Origin of the sequence: Arthrobacter woluwensis, assembly GCF_900105345.1 — a bacterium.
In the GTDB taxonomy this organism is placed as follows: Bacteria; Actinomycetota; Actinomycetes; order Actinomycetales; family Micrococcaceae; genus Arthrobacter_E; species Arthrobacter_E woluwensis.
Genome location: NZ_FNSN01000003.1, coordinates 1,448,544 through 1,469,853 on the forward strand (window position 1 = coordinate 1,448,544; position 21,310 = coordinate 1,469,853).

A 21,310-nucleotide genomic window follows, 5' to 3' on the forward strand; every position below is an offset into this window, starting at 1 on the left:
TGTTCGACTGCTCCGCTGCCCCCTAGGAGGCTCGGCGAGCCCTCGCGGCGCGGCGCTTGAGTGCGCGGCGCTCGTCTTCGCTCATGCCACCCCAGACGCCGGCATCCTGGCCGGATTCGAGGGCCCACTGCAGGCAGGTGTCCACGACGGGGCACCGACGGCAGACGCTCTTGGCTTCTTCAATCTGGAGAAGCGCTGGGCCCGTGTTGCCGACAGGGAAGAAAAGCTCGGGGTCCTTGTCCAGGCAGGCGGCACGGCTACGCCAATCCATGCGATCACTCACTCCAAATCTGTGTTTCAGGCTTTGTGAAAAATTTCACTTGGCCCTTCATAGGAAAGGGGCCATTTCTGGCCCCACGACTCTATTAACAAGCGTGTCACGTTAACGCGGAGCAAACAAGGGGTGAAAGCCGTCAAATCGCCGGAAAACATGAGTGGTGCATCACATCCCCGGCTCAGTGATGTCCCGAATTTGACTATGTCCGGTAGGGTGCGACTGTGTCAAGGGTCCTGCCGTACGGCGCCCGTCCCAGCCATGTGGCTGAAAGAGAAAGCATGCAGATGAATCCCACCCAATCCGGTGCCCCCTCGTCCAGGCCTTTGTCGGTCACGGTGGTCTCTCTGGTGGCGTTGGTGGAAGGCCTCGTCCTCCTGGTGCTGGCCGGGATCTACGTGGTCAATCTTCTGGCGGGGACGCCGGTCCTCACTCTCGCGGGCGCCATCTTCCTCGCGGTGCTCTTCGCCGCGCTCGGCGTGGGCCTCATGGCGATCGGCCATTTTCTGTTCCGTGGCTACCGCTGGCCTCGGTCGGGCGCCTTGGTCGCGCAGCTCTTCATTCTGGCGATCGGAATTCCGACCCTCCAGGCGGGCCTGATCTGGCAGGGTCTCCTCATCATCATTCCCGCCGCAGTGTCGGCCGTGCTGATCTTCGACCCGCGGGCCGTCGCCTACGGGCGATGGAGCACACAAGCTGCGGACCCCGACGAAGAGACCGGCGCCGAGGAGAAGCGGAACGGCGGACCGGGGAACGGTCAGCCGACGTCCTCTCAGTAAGGGACGGCAGCCGTCGTCGCAGAAGCCGATGGTTCAGCTCCTGACGTCGCCTTCGGGGCGGGACTGAGTGCATGGCAAGCCGCTCGGGCGCCTTCTTCACGCCTTGGCCGGCAGCTCTTCACTCGCTGCTTTTCACCCACCGGTTTTTCATCCACGGGCTCTTCACTGAAGGGCATTTCTCTGACTGTCCTTTCATCGACCGGCTCTTCGCCCGCTGTCTTCTCATCGGCCGCCCGTTCATCCATCGGCCGGCCACGGGTCCTGGTCGTGGTTCCGTCCCATCAGGGGCTGAGCGATGGATCATGGGTCCGGGTTGTGCCGATGCGCGTATTGGAGACGGGCTGCGCAAGGTGCAGACCTGTTCCCCATCGTGAGCTTCTGATCAGCACACGGGGAGAGGACGGGTCGAGCGCGGCAAGCGCTCGGGAGAGCCGAAGATCGTCCTCGGCCCTGGTGGACGGCAGATAGATCGTATGATCCAGGGCTCCCAGGGCCCCTGAAGCGGCCAGACCTTCGTCGCCGCCCAGCAGGAACCGGATCCCGGAGTTCCCGCCGTCGCGGAGCAGTTCCAGCAGTTCCCCCTCCAATCCGTAGTGCTCGGAGTGCCGTATCGCTGCGAGCGTGGCCTCCCAGGACTCGAGGTGCACGACGTGCTCCCACCCGGCGCCGGATGGGCCATCGCGCAGCTCGCGGACCAGCACCGCGAGACCAGCGGTGTCCCGGGCGGAGATGAGCCGGTGCGGCATGATCCGGGCCCGGTTCTCCTGCGCGAACGAGTCTGAGCTGGGTCCGTCCTGAACTTCCTGATCGTGCTGAACCTCGTGGCCGCCTGGCCCTTCGTGGCCGTTTGCAGGGGCCCGGGCGACCCGCTGGGTGTCGTGCCGTGCGGCAGTAGCGCCGGAGGGGGAGTGCGTGGTGATGGAGGTGAGGCGCAGAGAGGAGTGTCTCAGGACTCCGCCGAGGAGGTGCGCGGTGAGTGTCGCCCGGTCCTGGGGAGCCCCGAGCAGGCCCACCGATTCGCCCCGCGACCAGGTCAGGACCGTCAGCCGTTGGGACGCGGGGAGGTCTACCAGCGCCAGAGCGGGTCGATCGTCGCTCGAGGCCGATCCGAGATCCGGGTACGTCGCCGGATCGAAGCGGGTGGGAAGAGAGGGCGCGAGAACTCGTCGCGGCTGGGGCGACCGATGGTGTGAGGGCAGCGAACGACTGGCGCCGGAGCTTCGGCGGTGCTGCCTTCGGCTGTCTTCCCCCTCGCGTGGCTCTCGCGAGTCGTCAAGCCGTCCACGAGGGGATCTGTCGTCATGCTGCAAGGGGCCGCCGCTCCAGGCGTCCCACGCCGAGGAGATCGCCTCACACCACGTCACAAGGTGTGAGTCGTTCCGGACCCCCTGGGACGACCCCGCTGTTCCGAAGGGGCCGGTCGCGCGGATTCCCTCTGGATTCGATCCCGGATCGTGCCAGTCGGCCACGTGCACCTCGTCTTCGCCCAGTGCCGGCACCGACGCCACGTCGGCGACCTGGATCAGCGTCCGAACGCCACCTTGGGCCACCACGGCGCGGCCGGGGATGTCCGAGGCGATTCCAGCAGCCGCAGTTGTGCCGATCACGTCGAGGGAGTCGAGGTCGGACTGCAGCCTGAGAGCGATACTCGTACCCAGGTTCGCCCGGATGTCGGCGCTGACGGCTCCTTGCGGTCGCTGGGTGGCCAGGATCAGGTGCACGCCCAGAGACCGTCCGATACTCGCGAGCCTGACGAGCTCGCGGAGACTGTCCGGTGCGTGATCCATCATCATCCGGAATTCGTCGATGACCAGGCAGATCCGGGGGAGTGGTGGTTCGTGGGCCCGGCGGACTCTCCGATACCCGGTCCAGTCCGGGACGCCCAACTCTCGGAAGCGTTGTTCCCGGAAGGTGACCTCGGCCCTCAGCGAGATGAGGGCACGGTCCAGCTCGGTCGGCCCGAGGTCGGTGACCACGCCGTGCACATGGGGCAGGCTGCTCAGCCCATCGAACGCGGCGCCCCCTTTGAAGTCGACCAGGATGAATCCCAGCTCCGACGGCGGCAGGTGGCTGGACGCGGAAAGAACGAGGGTACGAAGAAGCTCCGACTTCCCCGATCCGGTGGTTCCGGCCACGAGGAAGTGCGGGCCGTCCTGGACGAGGTCCAGGCCGGCGGGCCCAGCCTCCTTGGCGCCGATGGGAAACAGGAAGGAGCCTGACCCGCAGGAAGCGCCCCAGGCATCCAGGATCATCGAGCGCGAGCTGGGAGCAAGTGCGACGAGAGGAACCCTGCGGCCCAGGGCCGGGTGCCCCTGGGCGGCTCCCGGAACTTCGTCGGGGGAGAGATCTCGAAAGCTTCGGCAGAACCGATCCAGGACCTCCGACGACACGAAGTCGGGTATGAAGGTCCGACGCCGCTCATTCGTGGTGCCACGCTGCGCCGTCCCGCCGGGAACGCCGCGTACAGACGAGATCGAACCCTCGGTGCGGTGGACCTTTGCGAGGGCGAATCCCCGAGGCGCGCGGACAGCCGGATCGCCGTGGCCGGGCGACCCGTGCAGCAGAAAGGTGACGGCCGGGGAGGTCACCCGGCGTCCGGACTGACTCGGGAGCGAGGATCCCGGCGCGCCGACCACGACGACACCGGTCGTCTCCGCAGCGTCCTCGCCCTCCGGAAAGAGCCCGGTCCATTCTCCGGCCCACCGGACACCGGGAAGGAACCGGAGCGACGACGGCAGGACCTTCCCGGGATCCACCAGGACGATTCCTGGTCGACTGCCGGCGGGTCTCCGGACGAGCTGGACGATGAGGCCGCATACGAATTCCACGTAGTCGGAAGGGTCGGCCACGACCACGAGCCCGGGGTCGGCCCGGACGCTGACCGGGGCATCCCGATGAACCAGCGGGGAAGATCCTGTGAACGTTCCTCGCGATCCACCCGGGCGCCGGGCTCCGAGCACCCGGGGGAGACGCGGCGTTCGCCAGGGTGCACGTACCTGGAAGGGCCCCTTCCTTCTCTGCCGAGCCTCCGTGTGGAGTCCCGAGGGCGACGGCGCTCGCCGGACCCGATGTCGTCCCGCCCACGCCTCACCTCGAGTACTCCTCTGATCCTGTCCGACCTCTCCCGAAGACGCATTCCACGTGCGGATCACCCGAGCGGCGAGAGGCGAGTCCGGCCGGCAGATCACATCGGCCTCGGCGTCCCCGGTCCCGAGCCGCAGCCAGAGGCCCCCCTCCGAAGCGTTCCGGATCCGAGGTGCACTCTCTGCAGAGCCACTTGAGGTATCGGCTCCGGGGCGCAGATCGCCTCCCTGACCTGCCGGCGACGAGCCGAGCTGCGGCGGCGTGGACGCCGTACGGGCGAGGAGCAGTGTTCCCAGGGGAGGGAAGGCGCTTTCCTGGCGCTCGCGGTCCACGCTGACCGCCTGGCTCAGCTGCGCCCGGAACGAGCGCGCGGCGCCGTTCCCCGCGATGGCCGGATACAGGAACGGCACTGACGACAGCAGGGAGAGCAGAGCGAACTGCCACGATCCCGAGCCCCAGGCCAGGGCCACGCCACCGAGCAGAGGGGCGGCTGACAGCAGCGCCGTCGCCAGCCGGTTCTGGTGCTGGTGCGGCGCCGGAACCTCGCGGGGCGGTCCGGGCGGCTGCCCGAGTGAGCCCAGATCCGCTTCCCACAGTGCTGTCGGTCTGATCGCGAAGGAGGTCGCGCCGCACCGGAGGACGGCCTCCGTCGAAAGGTCCGTGGTGCCGCGGATCTCGACGCCGTCCAGAGTGGTGCCGTGCAGGCTCCCACGATCCGTCCACCGGATGGCGTCGGGCGACACGGAGAGAACCGCGTGATTCCGCGAGAGGCTCGGATCGGTGAGATGGAGCGGCGGACCTCCCCGTCCGAGGTGATGCTCGCCACGTCGCAGGGGAAGAGTGGACCCCGCATCCGGGCCGGAGAGCACCACCAGATCGAGATGGGCCTCGGCGCCGTCAGGATCGCGGCCTCCCTGGCCGCCCAGCACGGACGGCGCGAGGATGACGCAACCCGTCACGAGTGGATTCCGGCCCGGGGAGAGCTCGTCCAGGGGCTCGCCTGCGACAGTGTAGGGACCCGGTCCATAGCGGCGACCGAGCGCGGCGGACACGTGCCTTCCGCTTGCAGCCGGACCGCAGGCGAGGGTGAGTTCCACCTGCCGTGAGCCGAACCCGGAAGGCGCCTGTGCGCCGTCGTGCATCACGAGCGTGCACTCCAGGATCACCGGCGGCTTGAGAGCTTTCATCACCAGAACGCTAGGGATGGATTTCGTTTGAACAGACCCCTTCGTCTCGCTATGTGGACAAACCGGGCCTCCGGCCTGTGTACATAAACTCGGGTACCCTAGTTCAGCAGGCGCATGCTCCTCCGTGCATGGGCGCCGTTCCGCCCCGAGTAGTTCAGGAGAATTGGTGAACGCTGATCTGGTTGTTGTCGGTTCAGGCTTTTTTGGTCTGACCATCGCGGAACGGGCCGCGCGCGAGCTGGGACTCAAGGTGGTGGTCCTGGACAAGCGTCATCACATCGGTGGCAACGCGTACAGCGAGACCGAGCCCCAGACCGGGATCGAGGTGCACCGCTACGGAGCACACCTCTTCCACACCTCCAATGAGAAGGTCTGGGAGTACGTCAACCGCTTCACCACCTTCACGGATTACGTGCACAAGGTCTACGGCGTGCACAAGGGCGAGGTCTACTCCCTTCCGATCAACCTCGCCACGATCAACCAGTTCTTCCGGGCGAATCTGACGCCGGGTGAGGCCAAGGCCCTGATCCAGGAACAGGCCGGCGAGCTCGCGGGCACGGATCCCCAGAACCTCAACGACAAGGGCATCCAGCTGATCGGCCGCCCTCTGTACGAGGCGTTCATCAAGCACTACACCGGCAAGCAGTGGCAGACGGATCCCAAGGACCTGCCGGCGAGCATCATCTCCCGCCTCCCGGTGCGCTACAACTACGACAACCGGTACTTCAACGACAAGTACGAGGGTCTGCCCACCAACGGTTACACCGCGTGGATCGAGAAGATGGCGGAGCACCCGAACATCGAGGTTCGCCTGAACACGGACTTCTTCGACGACTCGCACGAGTACTCCAAGTCCAAGGTCGTCGGCCGGATCCCCGTGGTCTACACCGGTCCCGTGGACCGCTACTTCGACTACGTCGAGGGCGATCTGTCCTGGCGCACGATCGACTTCGAAGAGGAAGTCCTGCCGATGGGCGACTTCCAGGGCACGAGCGTGGTGAACTACAACGACGAGGACGTCGCTTACACCCGCATCATCGAGCCGCGCCACTTCCACCCGGAGCGCGGCTACCAGGAGGAGAAGACCGTCATCATGCGCGAATTCTCGCGCTTCGCTGACAAGGGTGACGAGCCGTACTACCCGATCAACACTCCTGAGGACCGCGAGAAGCTCCTCAAGTACCGCGACCTCGCAGCCGCGGAGGACATGGTCCTGTTCGGCGGCCGGCTCGGCACCTACAAGTACCTGGACATGCACATGGCCATCGGCTCCGCCCTTTCCATGTTCGAGAACAAGATCCGTCCGGCTTTCGCGGACGGCGCCAAGATGGAAAGCGGTGGGGTGGACGCATGAGCTCCGAAACGACGGCAGCAGCGAACGAGTGGACCTGTCTCCAGCGGGTGATCCTGCCCGAGGTGACGCAGATGGACACCGCTCCTCTGTACATCGACATGGGGTCCGCCATCGGACGCTCCATCCCCACGATCCCGGGCGCGGCGCAGTCGGACACCCCGCGGGTCGGCGTGAGCGCTCCGTCCCGCGAAGTCCACTCCGAGGACTTCCTGAGCCGTACCTCGACGAAGGTCCGTGAGGGCGAACGTGCCTCCTTCGGCACCTACTTCAACGCTTTCGCCGCGAGCTACTGGCGCCGCTGGACCACGCTGGAAGCCGTGCAGCTCCGCGTGCACACCTCCGGCACCGGCACCGTGATCGTCTACAAGTCCAATGCGAGGGGCTCGCTCCAGCGCGTGGCCACGCAGCGGGTGTCCGGGACGGCGGAGTCGATCTTCGATCTCACCCTCGCCCCGTTCGGCGACGGCGGCTGGTACTGGTTCGACCTCGTGGCCGGCTCCGAGGCGCTGCTCCTCAAGTCCGCCGAGTGGGGGACCCCGACGCGGGGTCCGGAACTCGGTTCCGTGACGATGCAGATCACGACGCTCAACAAGACCGATTACTGCATCAACAACCTGCGTCTCCTCGCGCAGAACGAAGACGCGCTGACCCACGTCAAGGAGATCCTGATCGTCGATCAGGGCACGCAGAAGGTCTCGGAAGCCGCAGGGTTCGACGAGGTCAAGGAGCAGCTCGGCGACCGTCTCCGCATCATCAACCAGGACAACCTGGGCGGGTCCGGCGGTTTCGCCCGCGGCATGTTCGAGTCGCTCGAGAACGGCAGCGACTACGTGCTGCTCATGGACGACGACATCGTGGTCGAGCCGGAGTCCATCCCGCGCCTGCTGACTTTCGCGGCCTTCTGCCGCAAGCCCACCCTGGTGGGCGGTCACATGTTCGACCTCTACAACCGCACGGTGCTGCACACCTTCGGCGAGGTCGTGAACCCGTACCGCTTCCAGCCGGACTCCCCGCACCCGGACATGCAGATGGGCCACGACTTCATGGCCTCCAACCTGCGGCAGACCCCCTGGCTGCACCGCCGCGTCGACGTCGACTACAACGGCTGGTGGATGTGCCTCATCCCCACGTCCGTGATCCGCGAGATCGGTCTCTCCCTGCCGGTCTTCATCAAGTGGGACGACGCCGAGTACGGCCTGCGTGCCAAGGCGAACGGTTACGCCACGGTCAGCCTGCCCGGCTCCGCCGTCTGGCACGTCTCCTGGATCGACAAGGACGACCTGGTCGGCTGGCAGGCCTACTTCCACGCCCGGAACCGCGCCATCGCGGCGCTCCTGCACAGCCCGTACGAGCTGGGCGGCCGAGTGCTCAAGGAGTCCCAGTTCGCGGACATCAAGCACATCGTGTCCATGCAGTACGCGACCGTGGAAGGCCGCCAGTGGGCCCTCGACGACCTCATGGCCGGTCCGGACCGTCTCCACGAGATGCTGAACACCCGGTTGCCGGAGATCCGCGGGATGCTGTCGCAGCACCAGGACACGGTCTTCAAGAGCGACCCTGAGGCGTTCCCGACGCCCAAGATGGCCAAGCCCCCGAAGAACGGCAGGGGCTTCAGCAAGCCGAACCTGGTGACCCTGCTGCCGTGGACGGCCAAGACCGTGATCCGTCAGCTGTTCGTCCCGGTCAACGAGCTCAGCAAGGAATACCCGCAGAGCAAGGTGGCCCACCAGGACAACAAGTGGTGGACGGTCTCCCAGTACGACTCCGCCGTGGTCTCCAACGCGGAAGGCACCGGCGCGTCCTGGTACCGCCGCAGCCCGGAGAAGGTCCGCAATTACCTGGCCGGCTCGAGCCGCCGTCACGCGTCGCTCCTCAAGGAGTGGAAGAACCTCCGCGAGGTCTACCAGAAGGCTCTGCCGGAGATGACCTCCGTCGAGTCCTGGCGGAAGACCTTCGAGAAGCACACGCAGCCGGGGGCTGAATGACGCAGGCAGAGACGGGCCTGGTCCAGCCAGGCCTGGGACGTGGCCTCCGGGACGTCTTCAGGGAGCGGTATCTCCTGAAGCTCCTGGTGGGCAAGGAACTGAAGATCCGCTACCGCGGCTCGATCCTGGGGCTCCTGTGGTCCTATGTGAAGCCCGGTGTGCAGTTCGCCGTGTTCTACGTGGCGCTCGGGATCTTCCTCGGCCTGGAGAAGGGCCTGCACAACTATGCGGTGTACCTCTTCTCCGGCATCGTCCTGGTGAACTTCTTCTCGGAGTCGCTGAGCAACGCGTCCCGCTCGATCGTCAGCAACTCGGGCCTGATCAAGAAGATCTACCTCCCGCGGGAGCTGTTCCCGGTCAGTTCCGTCTGGGTCTCCGGGGTGCACTTCGTGCCCCAGCTCGCGGTGCTTCTGATCGCCTGTTTCGCGACCGGGTGGAAGCCCGACTGGCACAGCGCCATCGCGATGGTGGGCGGATTCCTGGTCGTGGCGATGTTCGCCATCGGTCTGGGACTGTTCTTCAGCGCGGTCAACGTGTTCTTCCGAGATGTGGAGAACATCGTCGACCTGTTCCTCATGGTCGCCACCTGGGCCTCGCCCGTGATGTACCAGTGGACCATGGTGCGCAACGCTTTCGGCAGCACCTGGTACACGGTCTATCAGTGCAACCCGCTGACGATCGCCGTCGAACTCTTCCACTATGCGTTCTGGATGCCGACGACGGACGGCCGGGCGCCTGCCGCTCCCGACCACCTGCTGAGCCTCTGGCTGCCTGTCGGCCTCGTGGTCTCGGCACTCGTGATGCTGCTGGGCCAGTGGACGTTCCGCAAGCTCGAATCCCGTTTCGCCCAGGAGTTGTAGACCGTGAACGAATCTCCGATCGCCGTCGAGGTCCGGGGCATCAGCAAGCAGTTCGTGCTGAGGCATTCCCGCTCCATCAAGGAGGCCATCGTCTGGCTGTTCAAGGGCCGGAAGGGTGATCTCTCCAGCAAGTTCCACGCTCTCAAGGACATCAACCTGGAGATCCGTCAGGGCGAGAGCGTCGCGCTGCTCGGCCTGAACGGGTCCGGCAAGTCGACGCTGCTGAAGCACATCTCCGGTGTCATGACGCCGGACGAGGGCACGGTGCGGACCCGGGGCCGGGTGGCCGGTCTGATCGAGGTCGGCGCGGGCTTCCACCCGGACCTCTCGGGCCGGGACAACGTCTTCCTCAACGGCGCCATCCTGGGGATGACCGAGGAGCAGATCACGGAACGGTTCGACTCGATCGTCGAATTCGCCGAGATCGAGCAGTTCATCGACACCGAGGTGAAGTTCTACTCCTCCGGCATGTACCTGCGGCTGGCCTTCTCGGTGGCGGTGCACACCGACCCCGAGGTGTTCCTCGTGGACGAGATCCTGGCGGTGGGCGACGAGCCCTTCCAGCGCAAGTGCCTCACCAAGATCGAGGAACTGGTCAATGCCGGGAAGACGCTCGTCGTGGTGAGTCACGATCTGGACCTGGTGCAGAGGATCTGCCGCCGGGGCGTGCTGCTGGAACACGGCAACCTCGTGATGGACGGCCCGAGCCACGACGTGGTCGAACTCCTGCGCAGCCGTGAGAATCGCTGATGTTGCCGACATGCGCTCCGCGACACCAGCCGCTTGGCTATTCTTGGACATGAAGAAGACGACGCCGGTCAGATCCTGACCTGGCGGGTAGAAGATGAGGATCACCGACACGTGAAAATTGCAGTCATCGCCCTGGGCAAGATCGGGCTCCCGCTTGCCGTCCAGTTCGCGTCGAAGGGCCACGAGGTGGTCGGCGTCGACGTGAACCAGACCGTGGTGGACCTGATCAACCAGGGGCAGGAACCGTTCCCCGGTGAGGCCCACCTTCAGGAGAAGCTCTCCGAACTGGTGCCCGCAGGCAAGCTGAAGGCGACCACCAGCTACGCGGAGGCCGTCCCCGGCGCCGACGCGATCGTCCTCGTGGTCCCGCTGTTCGTCGACTCCGAGGCCCGTCCCGACTTCGGCTGGATGGACGCTGCGACGGCGGAACTGGCCAAGCACCTCACCCCGGGAACCCTGGTCTCCTATGAGACGACCCTGCCCGTCGGCACCACCCGCACCCGCTGGAAGCCGGCCCTGGAAGCCGGTTCCGGTCTGGTGGAGGGCAAGGACTTCCACCTGGTCTTCTCCCCGGAGCGTGTCCTCACGGGCCGCGTCTTCGAGGACCTCCGCAAGTACCCCAAGCTCGTCGGTGGACTGAGCGAGGAAGGCGCCCGCCAGGCGGTCGAATTCTACGAAGCCGTGCTCGACTTCGACGAGCGCCCCGACCTCAAGCGCCCCAACGGCGTCTGGGACCTGGGCTCCGCCGAGGCCTCCGAACTCGCGAAGCTCGCCGAGACCACGTACCGCGACGTCAACATCGGGCTCGCCAACCAGTTCGCCCGTTTCGCCGGATCCCAGGGCATCGACGTCTACCAGGTCATCGAGGCGTCCAACTCTCAGCCGTACAGCCACATCCACATGCCCGGCATCGCCGTCGGCGGCCACTGCATCCCGGTGTACCCGCGCCTGTACCTCTGGAACGACCCGGAGGCGACCGTCGTGCGTGCGGCTCGTGCCGCCAACGCCGACATGCCCGACTACACCGTGGGCCTGCTGGAAGGCGCCTATGGCGACCTGAGCGGCGCCCGCGTCGTCGTGCTCGGCGCCGCCTACCGTGGTGGCGTGAAGGAGACCGCGTTCTCGGGCGTGTTCGACGCCGTGCGCTCGCTCGAGGCCCGCGGGGCCACCGTCACCGTGCACGACCCCCTGTACACCGACGCCGAGCTGGAGAAGCTCGGCTTCACGGCACATCACCTGGGCGAGCCCGTGGACGCGGCCGTCGTCCAGGCCGACCACGCCGAATACCGAGAGCTGACGCCCGAGGCGCTGCCCGGCATCAAGGTCTTCGTCGACGGCCGCCGGGTCAGCAGCGCGGAGCAGTGGCCGGGCGTGACCTACCGGGTCATCGGCAAGGCCTGAGGCCGGAAGGGAACAGTCATGAGCGCATTCATCGCGCCCGGAGCGGACGTCTCCGACGCCGCGGTCCTGGGCGAAGGGACCAAGGTCTGGCACCTCGCCCAGATCCGTGAGGAAGCCACTCTCGGTGAGAACTGCATCGTCGGCCGTGGCGCCTACGTCGGCACCGGGGTCCAGATCGGCGACAACACGAAGATCCAGAACTACGCCCTCGTCTACGAGCCGGCGAAGCTCGGCAAGGGTGTCTTCATCGGGCCGGCCGTCGTGCTGACCAACGACACCTACCCGCGGTCCGTGAGCCCCGACGGCTCGCTCAAGAGCGCACATGACTGGACCCCGGTGGGCGTGACCATCGAGGACGGCGCGTCCATCGGCGCCCGTGCGGTCTGCGTCGCCCCCGTCACCATCGGCCGCTGGGCGACCGTGGCAGCGGGCGCCGTGGTGGCCAAGGACGTCCCGGCGTTCGCGCTCATGGTGGGCGTCCCGGCACGCCGGGTCGGCTGGGTCGGCAAGGCCGGCGAGCCCCTGAAGCAGGACGGCGAGTACTGGGTCTGCCCGGCCACGGGTCAGCAGTACCGCGAAAACGGAAACACTCTTTCGGAAGTCGAGGACAACGCATGAGCACGGAATTCATCCCGGCAGCCAAGCCGATCATCGGGGACGAGGAGCGCGCAGCCGTCGACGCCGTCCTCGCGTCGGGCATGCTGGCCCAGGGCAAGGAGGTGGCTGCCTTCGAGAAGGAGTTCTCCGACGTCCTGCTGGACGGCCGCGCCTCCGTGGCCGTGAACTCCGGCACCTCGGGCCTGCACCTCGGCCTCCTGGCCGCCGGAGTGGGCCCGGGCGATGAGGTCATCGTGCCGTCCTTCACCTTCGCCGCCACGGGCAACTCGGTCGCCCTGACCGGCGCCACCCCCGTCTTCGCCGACATCGAGCTGGACCACTACACGCTGGACGTGGATCACGTGGCCTCCCTCATCACGGACAAGACCAAGGGCATCCTTCCGGTGCACCTGTACGGTCACCCCTTCGCCGCGGAGGCCTTCGCCAAGCTGGCCGAGGAGCGCGGCATCGACCTTTACGAGGACGCCGCCCAGGCGCACGGCGCCAGCCTGAACGGCCGCAAGGTCGGCACCTTCGGCACCTTCGCCATGTTCAGCCTCTACCCGACGAAGAACATGACCAGCGGTGAAGGCGGCATGGTCTCCACGCCGGACGCCGACGTCGAGCGCCGCCTGCGTCTCCTCCGGAACCAGGGCATGGAGAAGCAGTACGAGAACGAGCTCGTGGGCTTCAACGCCCGCATGACCGATCTGCACGCCGCGATCGGCCGCGTGCAGCTGACCAAGGTGGAAGGCTGGACCGCGCAGCGCCAGTCGAACGCCGCGTTCCTCGACGCGAACCTCGAAGGCGTGGGCACCCCCAAGGTCGCCGACGGCGCCGTGCACGTCTACCACCAGTACACGATCCGCGTCCCCGAAGACCGCGACGGCCTGGCCAAGGCCCTCCGTGAGGAGCACAACATCGGTTCCGGCGTCTACTACCCGGTCCCGAACCACCGGCTGCCGTCCTTCAACCGCACGGAGGACCTGCCCAACACGGAGACTGCGGCCCTCGAGGTGCTGTCCCTCCCGGTGCACCCGTCCCTCAGCCAGGACGACCTGGAGCGCATCGTCACCGCGGTGAACACGCTCGTCAAGGCAGGTGCCTGAGCCATGGCGAATCTGCGCGCAGGCCTGATCGGCCTCGGCATGATGGGGCGTCACCACGCCCGCGTGCTGAAGGAGATCGACGGCGTCGACCTCGTGGCCGTCGCCGACTCCTTCGGCGATCCCCACGGCGTGGCCGGGGGAGTGCCGCTGCTGTCCTCCGTGGAGGAACTCATCGCCCAGGGGCTCGACATGGCCGTGGTGGCCGTTCCGACCGGTCTGCATGAGGAGGTGGGACTCGCCCTCGCCGAGGCCGGTGTCCACACGCTCGTGGAGAAGCCGATCGCGGCCTCCGTCCCCGCGGGGGAGCGTCTCGTGGAGGCCTTCGACGCGAAGGGTCTTGTCGGCGCCGTCGGGCACATCGAACGCTTCAACCCGGCCCTGCAGTCGCTGCGGGCGCGGATCGAAGCCGGCGAGCTCGGCGACGTGTACCAGATCGCGACGCGCCGCCAGGGCCCGTTCCCGGCCCGCATCGCCGACGTCGGCGTCGTCAAGGATCTCGGCACCCATGACATCGATCTGACGGCGTGGCTCGCCCAGAGCCCGTTCGCCACGATCTACGCGCAGACCACGACTCGCAGCGGACGTCCGCACGAGGACATGGTGGTGGCGACCGGCCGCCTCGAGGGCGGCGTGATCACCAACCACCTCGTGAACTGGCTTTCGCCCATGAAGGAGCGGATCACCATCGTCACGGGCGAGAAGGGCGCCTTCGTCGCCGACACCGTGACCGCTGATCTGACGTTCTTCGAGAACGGCACCGTGGCCACGCAGTGGGAGTCCATGGCGGCTTTCCGCGGCGTGTCCGAGGGCAATGTGACCCGCCTGGCCATCGCCAAGCCGGAGCCACTGCGCACCGAGCACGAGGCCTTCCGCGACGCCATCCTCGGCATCCGCAACGATGTGGTCACGATGCGTGAGGGCCTGGCGACGCTGCGCGTGGCCGAGGCGTGCCTGGAGTCCGCCGCGACGGGCAGCACCGTGGAGCTCTCCGCGTAGTGTCAGTGCCCACGAAGACCCTGATCGCCACCAGGCTGTTCACTCCTGAGGTCGGGGCCGCGGCCTTCCGGCTGCAGGCTCTGGCGGACGGCCTGGTGGAGGACGGACTGGACGTCGAGGTCCTCAGCACCACGCCGCCGCGGTCCGCCGGGCCCTGCCGGGATTCGGTGCGGGTGCGGCGCTGGCCCGTCCTGCGGGACGCCGGCGGCAATGTCCGCGGCTATGTGCAGTACCTGAGCTTCGACGTGCCGCTGTTCTTCCGCCTGCTGCTCAGCCGGGCGGACGTGGTGGTCTCGGAGCCGCCGCCCACCACCGGACTGGTGGTGGCGGTGAGCTCCCTGCTGCGGCGGCGTCCTTTCGTCTACTACGCCGCGGACATCTGGAGCGACGCCCTGCAGGCGATGAACGTCGGCGGGCCGGTGCACAGGGCGCTCCGGGGGATCGAAGGATTCGTGCTGCGCCGGGCGCGCGCCGTGATCGCGGTCTCGGACGGCGTCGCGGATCAAGTGGCGTCTTTCGGCGTTCCCCGGGACAGGATCCACTCCGTGGGCAACGGCATCGACATGTCGACCTTCGTGCCGGACGGCCCCGTCGCCGATCAGAACGCCAAGCCCTATTTCGTCTACACGGGCACCATGTCCGAGTGGCAGGACGCCGGAATCTTCATCAAGGCCCTCGCGCAGCTGCCCGGGAACGTGGAGCTGCGCTTCTTCGGGCAGGGCTCCGATGAGGAGGCGCTCAAGGCCCTCGCGGAGCGCGAAGCCCCCGGCCGGGTGCATTTCGGCGGGGTCATCCCCGCAGAGGAGGCGGCCCGCTGGATCCGGGGCGCCGCTGCCGCGGTCGTGAGCATCAAGCCGGGCCAGGGTTACGACTTCGCCAAGCCCACCAAGATCTACGCCGCGGCGGCCTGCGGCACGCCCGTCCTCTATGCCGGGACCGGCGATGCCGCGGTGCTCGTGTCCGACGGCGGGCTCGGCGCGGCGAGCGACTTCACCCCGGACGCGGTGGCCTCAGCCATGCGTGCGGTGCTGGACGACCCGACCTTCGGGGGGACGCAGAGCCGCGACGGCCGGGTCGACTGGGTCCGGGAGAACGCCTCGCTCGCGGCCGCGGGGCGTCGTGCCGCCGCGGTCGTCCGGACGGCGGCCCACGGCGCGGGCTGACGCAGCGACCCTTTCCGGGGAACCTCCCGGCAGAACAGACGACGGCGGCGGGACACCATCAGGTGTCCCGCCGCCGTCGTCTGTCGTCAGGGGTGGGTGTCACTCGCCGCCGAAGGTGTCCAGGAGTGCCTGGGCGGTGCGGGCGGCGGCCTGGCCGTCGCCATACGGCGCGGCGTCCGTCGGGGCCGGCGCGGGACGCTGGACGGTGGAGGCCAGAATGCTCAGGTCCTGATCGACCAGGACGTTCCAGCCGAGGTCGACGGTCTCGACCCACTCGGTTTCAGGGCGGATCGTCGTGCACGGGACGCGGAGGAGGAAGGCCTCCTTCTGGAGCCCGCCGGAGTCGGTGACCACGCCCGCGCTGCGGGAGACGGCGTCCACGAGCTGCGGGTAGGCCAGGGGCTCGTTCGGGACGAGGGAGCCCGCCGCGAGATCGATGCCGTGCTTGTCGGCCAGGGCCCGGAGCCGCGGGTGGGCGAGAAGCAGCACAGGCTTGTCGAGGCCGGCGAGCGATTCGATGATCGCGGAGAGCCGCTCGGGGCTGTCGGTGTTGTCCGGGCGGTGGATGGTGCACACGTAGTAGCCGCCGTCCTCCAGACCGTGGGGGAGCGGAGCGGGCTCGGTGGCCAGGCGATCGCGGACGGCGTACAGCACGTCCGTCATGACGTCTCCCACCAGGATGGACTTCCCGCTCAGGCCTTCGGTGGCCAGGTGGTCCATCGCGACCTGGGTGGGGGCGAGGAGCAGATCGGAGGCATGGTCCGTCAGGACCCGGTTGTGCTCCTCGGGCATGCGGCGGTTGAAGGACCGCAGGCCGGACTCCAGGTGGGCCACGGGGATGTGGATCTTCACCGCGGCGAGTGCCGCCGCGAGGGTCGAGTTCGTGTCGCCGTAGACGAGCACGACGTCGGGCTTCTCCTCTTCGAAGACGCGCTCGAGACCGGCGAGCATCGCCCCGGTCTGCTCGCCGTGCTTGCCGGAGCCGACCGCCAGATTGTGGTCGGGCTGGGGGATGCCCAGATCGCGGAAGAAGACGTCGCTCATCAATTCGTCGTAGTGCTGTCCGGTGTGGACGATCACGTGATCCGCCTTGCCCTCCAGGGCTTTGGCGATGGGTGCGAGTTTGACGAATTGGGGTCGCGCGCCGACGACACTGAGAATACGCATGGACACGAGTCTATAAGGGAATCCCGCCCGGCCCGAGCCGGTGGGCCTCTCAGGCGTGCGGCTCAGGAGCCCTGAAGATCCCCTGCCGGGTACGGAGCTTCTCCAGGACGTAATGGGTCAGGACCGCGTCACGGGAGAGGACCGCGGAGAGCCGGAGGGGCAGCAGTTCGCCGGCGCGGCCGGCACGGGCATGGCGGTCCGCCGCGGCGCGGAGGGAGGCGAGGTCGCCGGCGTCGCAGGCTTCGCGGACCAGGGCGGCGTCCCGTCGGCTCAACGCCGGCGGCAGACCGTGGGCGAAGGACTCCAGACGCTTCAGCAGCTCCGTCCAGTGGCGCTGTTCCTCCGCGTTCCAGAGCCGTTCGGTGTTCCCGGCGTCGGATTCCGTGCCCGCCGTCCGGCGCAGGAGCGCCCCGACGCCGTGGACGCGGAGCACCTTCAGGGCGATCGCCCGGCGTTCGGCACGGGTGGCGTCCTTGAGCCAGGGATCTTCGAGCAGAGCCTCGAGCCAGCGGAACTCCTCGCCGATCGGCAGGACCGTGCTCGTGACGCGTCCCTCGCCGGAATCGTCGGTCTGGTGGTAGGCCGGGGCGCCGTACGGGTAGCAGATGGTGCCAGAACGGAACCAGAGCTTGAGGGTGGTGGAGAGGTCCTCGCCGGTGCGGAGGCCTTCCTCATAGCGGTAACCGACGAACTCCAGTGCCGACCGGCGGAGCAGACCGTAGGGGACACTGCGGTAGACGAGCCCGTCCTTCAGGGCGTCGAGGGTCCGCGGGGCCGACGGGCGGATGCGGGGAGACCGGAGGATGGCGCCCGATGGAGTGCGCAGCGGCGCGATCACCGCCGCGGCACGCTCGTCCTCCGCGCAGGTCCACCAGGCCGCCAGAGAACCCGGCTCGAGGTGATCGTCCGAGTCCAGGAAGCACAGGAACGTGGCATCGCTGTGGTCCAGCGCCCAGTTCCGGGGACCCGCGGCCGAGTGCAGGCCGTCGCGGAGGACCTCCTGCCGCAAGCCGTCGCCGCCGGGCAGCGCCTTCGCGGCCCGGGCGACGTCCTCGTCGCCGAGGTTGTGCCAGACGAGCATCACGCGGAGGTCCACGCCGAGCGCGAGGAGGGCGCTGCGCTGGTCCAGGACCGAGCGGACGGCGCGGGCGGCGGGCCTCCGGATGTCGTGGACGGGGATGACGACGTCGATGGATTGGTTCATGGCTGAGTGAGCTCCTGCACCGGTTAGGGGTTCCCGCGATAACCTTACTGGGTGGAAAACCGATCCCCCGCTCCCGTCCTGCTCGACATGGTGATCGCGGTGCACACCCCGGACCGGCCGGTGGGCCGGGCCGTCGCCTCGCTGATCGAGGGCGGACTTCCCGTGGACGCTCAGGAACCGGGACGTCTGCGGATCACGGTGGTCTGCCACAATGCGGATCCCCGGGAGATCGAAGAACAGGTCAGCCCGGAACACCGCTCCCAGGTCCGGTTCGTCTCCCACCAGGACGGCATCCGCAGCCCTGCCGGGCCTTTCAACCGAGGGATCGCCGAAGCCGATGCGACCTGGGTCGGCATCATGGGGAGTGACGACACGGTGGAGCCGGGCGCGCTGGCGGCCTGGGTCGACGCCGCCGAAGCCGACGGCGCCGACGCCCTCATCGCGCCGATGGCCCATGCCGGGGGAGGGCCTGTCCGCACCCCGGTCGTGCGACGTGGCAGACACCGGGATCTCGATCCCGTGGCGGACCGCCTGAGCTACCGGACCGCGCCGCTCGGGGTGCTCCGCCTGGCCGTCGTCCGAGGTCTCGGACTCGAATTCCCCACGAAGTACGCCACCGGCGAGGACCAGAGCTTCTCGGCCCGCCTGTGGTTCTCGGGCGCGCGGATCAGTTACGGGCGCGGCCTGCCGCGCTATCTGGTGCACGACGACGCGCGGTTGCGGGTCACGCACACGCCCCGGTCGATCACGGAGGACCTCGCCTTCGCCACGGACCTGGTGCAGACCGACTGGTTCCTCGGGCTTCCCGCGAGGTCCGGGGAGGCGCTCGTCACCAAGCTGATCAGGGTCCACCTCTTCGGCCACGTCTGGCTCCGTGCGCAGGCGGGGACGTGGACCGCGGCGGACGCCGCCGAGGCCGCCGTGGCCGCCAGGATCCTGCTGTTCGCCGCACCGCGGGCCGCCAGGCCCCTGTCGCTGGCCGACCGCGCGCTTCTGGATGCGGTGGCCCGCGGCGAGGAACGTTCCGAGGTCATGGCCCGACTGTCCGAGGCCCGGAGGAAGTTCAGCCATCCGCGGGCCTTGGTGCCGCGCAGTCTCTCCCAGGTGTTCCACCGGGAGGCCCCGCTGAGATTCATGAGCGCCTCCGCTCTTCTCTGACCCCGCTCATCGCCCCGCACGCCCGGACCACCTCCGGCCCGTTCTCCAGTCACCCGAGGAACCCATGAAGATCCTGGTAGTCGCCACCTGGTACCCCAGCGCGGACAAGCCCACCGAGGCGCCTTTCAACGCCGAGCATGTGGACGCCATCCGGCGGCAGGGACACGATGTCCGTGTCATCCACGCACGGCTGGGGAGCGCGCCGGCGGCGGGGGACCGCGACGGCCTCTGGGAAGGCACTCCGGTCCTCCGGACCAACGCGGATCCGCGGCGCCCCCTCAGTCTGCTCCGGACCGCCCGGACGGTCGCCCGCGAACTGCGGTGGGCTGACGTGGTGCACACGATGGCGTTCTCGTCCATCCTGGTGGCGATGGCCCCCTGGAGCGGGCGCACTCTGACCGGCCGCACCACGCCGTGGGTCCACACCGAGCACTGGAACGGGGTGGTCAACCCGGCCAGCGTCTCGCCGCTCTGGGAGAAGCTGTCCGGCCTGCGCGCCGTCCTGCGCCTTCCGCACGTGGTCACCGGGGTCACCGGTCAGCTGGCGCGGGAGATGCAGCGCTTCGCCCGGCCGGACGCCGCCGTCGTGGTCCCGTGTGTGGTCGAAGGACCCGCCGAGGTGCGGCCCGCGGAATACGGCAGCCCTCTGAAACTGGTGGCCGTCGGGGGTCTCATCCCGCGCAAAAGGCCGCTGACCGCCATCGAGACCGTCGGCTGGCTGCGCGATCAGGGCTTCGCCGCGGAGCTGAACTGGGTGGGCGACGGGCCCCAGCGCGCCGAATGCGAGGCGCTGGTCTCCTCGCTGGGCCTGGAGGAGCAGGTGCGGTTCGCCGGGTCGGTCCGTCCCGCCGAAGTGGCGGAGCAGCTCTCGGATGCCGATCTGTTCTTCCTGCCCACCGCGCAGGAGAACTTCTTCACCTCCGCGGCGGAGGCGCTCGCCGCCGGCAGGGCCGTCGTGGCGACCCGCGTCGGCGGGTTCTCCGATTACGCGGGACCCCAGAACAGCCGGCTGGTCGACGACGCCACCCCGGAGGCACTCGGACGGGCCATCCTCGAGGCGAAGGACGCGTTCGCGGAGGTGCCCGCGGAGGACATCGCGACGCCCATCCGTCAGCGGTTCTCACCCGAGGCCGTCGGCGAGCTCTTCCAGGAGAGCTACGCCGCCGCCGTCGCCCGAGCCTAGACCGACAGCGTGCGGACCGGATAGCCCCGATCCGCCGCCGAAAGGACACGAACCATGAGCGAGCAGCCCAAGGTCCTGCAATTCAACGACTGCGCCTTCGTCGCACGGAACATGGTGCGGGCGGCGGAACGGGAGGGCATCCACTGGGACTACCTCCCGCCGGAACAGGTCCGTCCCCTGGGAGCCGCCCCGGCGAACCCCGTGCTGGCCAAGGCCCGGTTCCTGCCGTTCGTCGCGCGCCGTCTGGCCCATCTGCTCCCGGCGGAGGTCGTGCACGTGCATTACGCGACGAGCGCCCGCCTGCTCAAGGAACGGGGCATGCCGCGCAGGCCGTATCTTCTGACGCTGCACGGCACGGACATCCGCCGGCAGTGGAAGGATCCGCGATTCCACACCGAGATCCAGACCGCGATCGACGGGGCCGAGCACGTGTTCTTCGCCAACAACGACACCGCCGGGAATGCTCGTGAAGCCCGCCCGGACGCCGAGTTCCTCCCCGCTCTCGTCGACGCCAGCAGCCTCCCGGCGTGGGCGCCTGCTCAGGAACCCACCGTGTTCTTCGTGTCCCGCTGGGACGAGGACAAGGGTGTGGAGCGGCAGCTCGAGCTCGCCGCGGCGCTGCGGGCCGCGCTGGGGCCGGAGGTCAGGCTTCAGGGACTCGACTGGGGGCCGGGAGCCGCCGCGGCCCGGGACGCCGGGGTGGAACTGCTGGGCCGGATGAGCCAGCCCGAATACCACGCGACGATCGCCCGCTCTCACCTCACCATCGGCCAGGCGAGTGACAACTTCGCCACGAGTGAGTTCGAAGCCCTCTGCATGGGCGCGCCCATGGCTGCGGTGGGACATCGGCTCGCACGGCCCGACGACGGCACCACGCCGCCCGTGCTGGAAGGCTCGACCGAGGAGGTCGTGGAGCAGGCCCTGGAGGCTCTGCGGGACCCGGCCGCAGCCGCCGGGCGCCTGGGAGGGGCCGTCTGGGCGCTGCCCCGCTACGACGCGGCGGCCTACGTCCCGCGCCTGTGCGAGCTGTACGAGGCCGCCGCGCGCCGCTCTTGAGGG

At 68.3% G+C, this 21,310-nt stretch carries 17 protein-coding genes; 13 read left to right on the forward strand and 4 right to left on the reverse strand.

Translation table 11 applies throughout. The features are described from left to right. Positions 1–22: 22 nt before the first annotated feature. Positions 23–271, reverse strand: coding sequence for a WhiB family transcriptional regulator (locus BLV63_RS07260; RefSeq protein WP_066211085.1), 249 nt, complete (start codon positions 269–271; stop codon positions 23–25). Between the two features lie 284 nt (positions 272–555). On the opposite strand from BLV63_RS07260, the gene BLV63_RS18660 reads away from it, so the two are divergent. Further along, positions 556–1,053, forward strand: coding sequence for a hypothetical protein (locus tag BLV63_RS18660; protein ID WP_174521241.1), 498 nt, complete (start codon positions 556–558; stop codon positions 1,051–1,053). 281 nt (positions 1,054–1,334) lie between these two features. On the opposite strand, the gene BLV63_RS07270 is transcribed toward BLV63_RS18660, so the two are convergent. Continuing rightward, a complete protein-coding gene (locus tag BLV63_RS07270) occupies positions 1,335–5,324 on the reverse strand; it encodes an FHA domain-containing protein (RefSeq protein ID WP_169795496.1) in 3,990 nt (1,329 codons plus the stop codon). A 166-nt stretch (positions 5,325–5,490) separates the two neighbouring features. On the opposite strand from BLV63_RS07270, the gene glf reads away from it, so the two are divergent. The 9 genes from glf to BLV63_RS07315 all read left to right on the forward strand — a co-directional run bounded on the left by glf (position 5,491) and on the right by BLV63_RS07315 (position 15,539). Then, entirely contained in the window at positions 5,491–6,678 is a 1,188-nt protein-coding gene (gene glf, locus BLV63_RS07275; RefSeq protein ID WP_066211078.1) for a UDP-galactopyranose mutase, read from the forward strand. Then, positions 6,675–8,663: a glycosyltransferase gene (locus tag BLV63_RS07280; RefSeq protein ID WP_066211076.1), complete on the forward strand. Its 1,989-nt coding sequence runs from the start codon at positions 6,675–6,677 to the stop codon at positions 8,661–8,663. Before glf ends, BLV63_RS07280 begins: the two co-directional genes overlap by 4 nt. Beyond that, the gene (locus BLV63_RS07285) at positions 8,660–9,523 is read left to right on the forward strand and encodes an ABC transporter permease (protein ID WP_066211074.1); all 864 of its coding nucleotides are present in this window, start codon (positions 8,660–8,662) and stop codon (positions 9,521–9,523) included. The genes BLV63_RS07280 and BLV63_RS07285 overlap by 4 nt, the downstream gene beginning before the upstream one ends. A 3-nt stretch (positions 9,524–9,526) precedes the next feature. Continuing rightward, entirely contained in the window at positions 9,527–10,273 is a 747-nt protein-coding gene (locus BLV63_RS07290; protein ID WP_066211072.1) for an ABC transporter ATP-binding protein, read from the forward strand. 111 nt (positions 10,274–10,384) lie between these two features. Then, on the forward strand, positions 10,385–11,674 hold the full coding sequence (locus tag BLV63_RS07295; protein ID WP_066211070.1) for a nucleotide sugar dehydrogenase: 1,290 nt from the start codon (positions 10,385–10,387) through the stop codon (positions 11,672–11,674). 18 nt (positions 11,675–11,692) lie between these two features. After that, entirely contained in the window at positions 11,693–12,292 is a 600-nt protein-coding gene (locus BLV63_RS07300; protein WP_066211068.1) for an N-acetyltransferase, read from the forward strand. Then, complete coding sequence (locus BLV63_RS07305; RefSeq protein ID WP_066211066.1) at positions 12,289–13,380, forward strand: DegT/DnrJ/EryC1/StrS family aminotransferase; 1,092 nt, start codon at positions 12,289–12,291, stop codon at positions 13,378–13,380. The genes BLV63_RS07300 and BLV63_RS07305 overlap by 4 nt, the downstream gene beginning before the upstream one ends. Before the next feature lie 3 nt (positions 13,381–13,383). Continuing rightward, on the forward strand, positions 13,384–14,376 hold the full coding sequence (locus BLV63_RS07310; protein WP_066211065.1) for a Gfo/Idh/MocA family protein: 993 nt from the start codon (positions 13,384–13,386) through the stop codon (positions 14,374–14,376). Further along, on the forward strand, positions 14,376–15,539 hold the full coding sequence (locus BLV63_RS07315) for a glycosyltransferase family 4 protein (protein WP_066211063.1): 1,164 nt from the start codon (positions 14,376–14,378) through the stop codon (positions 15,537–15,539). The genes BLV63_RS07310 and BLV63_RS07315 overlap by 1 nt, the downstream gene beginning before the upstream one ends. Positions 15,540–15,638: 99 nt before the next feature. On the opposite strand, the gene wecB is transcribed toward BLV63_RS07315, so the two are convergent. Both wecB and BLV63_RS07325 read right to left on the reverse strand, forming a co-directional pair. Further along, complete coding sequence (wecB, locus tag BLV63_RS07320; protein ID WP_066211061.1) at positions 15,639–16,706, reverse strand: non-hydrolyzing UDP-N-acetylglucosamine 2-epimerase; 1,068 nt, start codon at positions 16,704–16,706, stop codon at positions 15,639–15,641. A gap of 49 nt (positions 16,707–16,755) precedes the next feature. Continuing rightward, positions 16,756–17,910 (reverse strand): glycosyltransferase family A protein, encoded by a 1,155-nt coding sequence (locus BLV63_RS07325; RefSeq protein ID WP_066211059.1) that lies wholly within the window; start codon positions 17,908–17,910, stop codon positions 16,756–16,758. Between the two features lie 51 nt (positions 17,911–17,961). On the opposite strand from BLV63_RS07325, the gene BLV63_RS07330 reads away from it, so the two are divergent. From BLV63_RS07330 to BLV63_RS07340, 3 genes are all read left to right on the forward strand, one after another. Further along, entirely contained in the window at positions 17,962–19,068 is a 1,107-nt protein-coding gene (locus BLV63_RS07330) for a glycosyltransferase family 2 protein (protein ID WP_139244661.1), read from the forward strand. 64 nt (positions 19,069–19,132) lie between these two features. Beyond that, positions 19,133–20,251 (forward strand): glycosyltransferase, encoded by a 1,119-nt coding sequence (locus tag BLV63_RS07335; protein ID WP_066211055.1) that lies wholly within the window; start codon positions 19,133–19,135, stop codon positions 20,249–20,251. 54 nt (positions 20,252–20,305) lie between these two features. Further along, positions 20,306–21,307, forward strand: coding sequence for a glycosyltransferase family protein (locus tag BLV63_RS07340; protein WP_066211053.1), 1,002 nt, complete (start codon positions 20,306–20,308; stop codon positions 21,305–21,307). Positions 21,308–21,310: the final 3 nt, after the last annotated feature.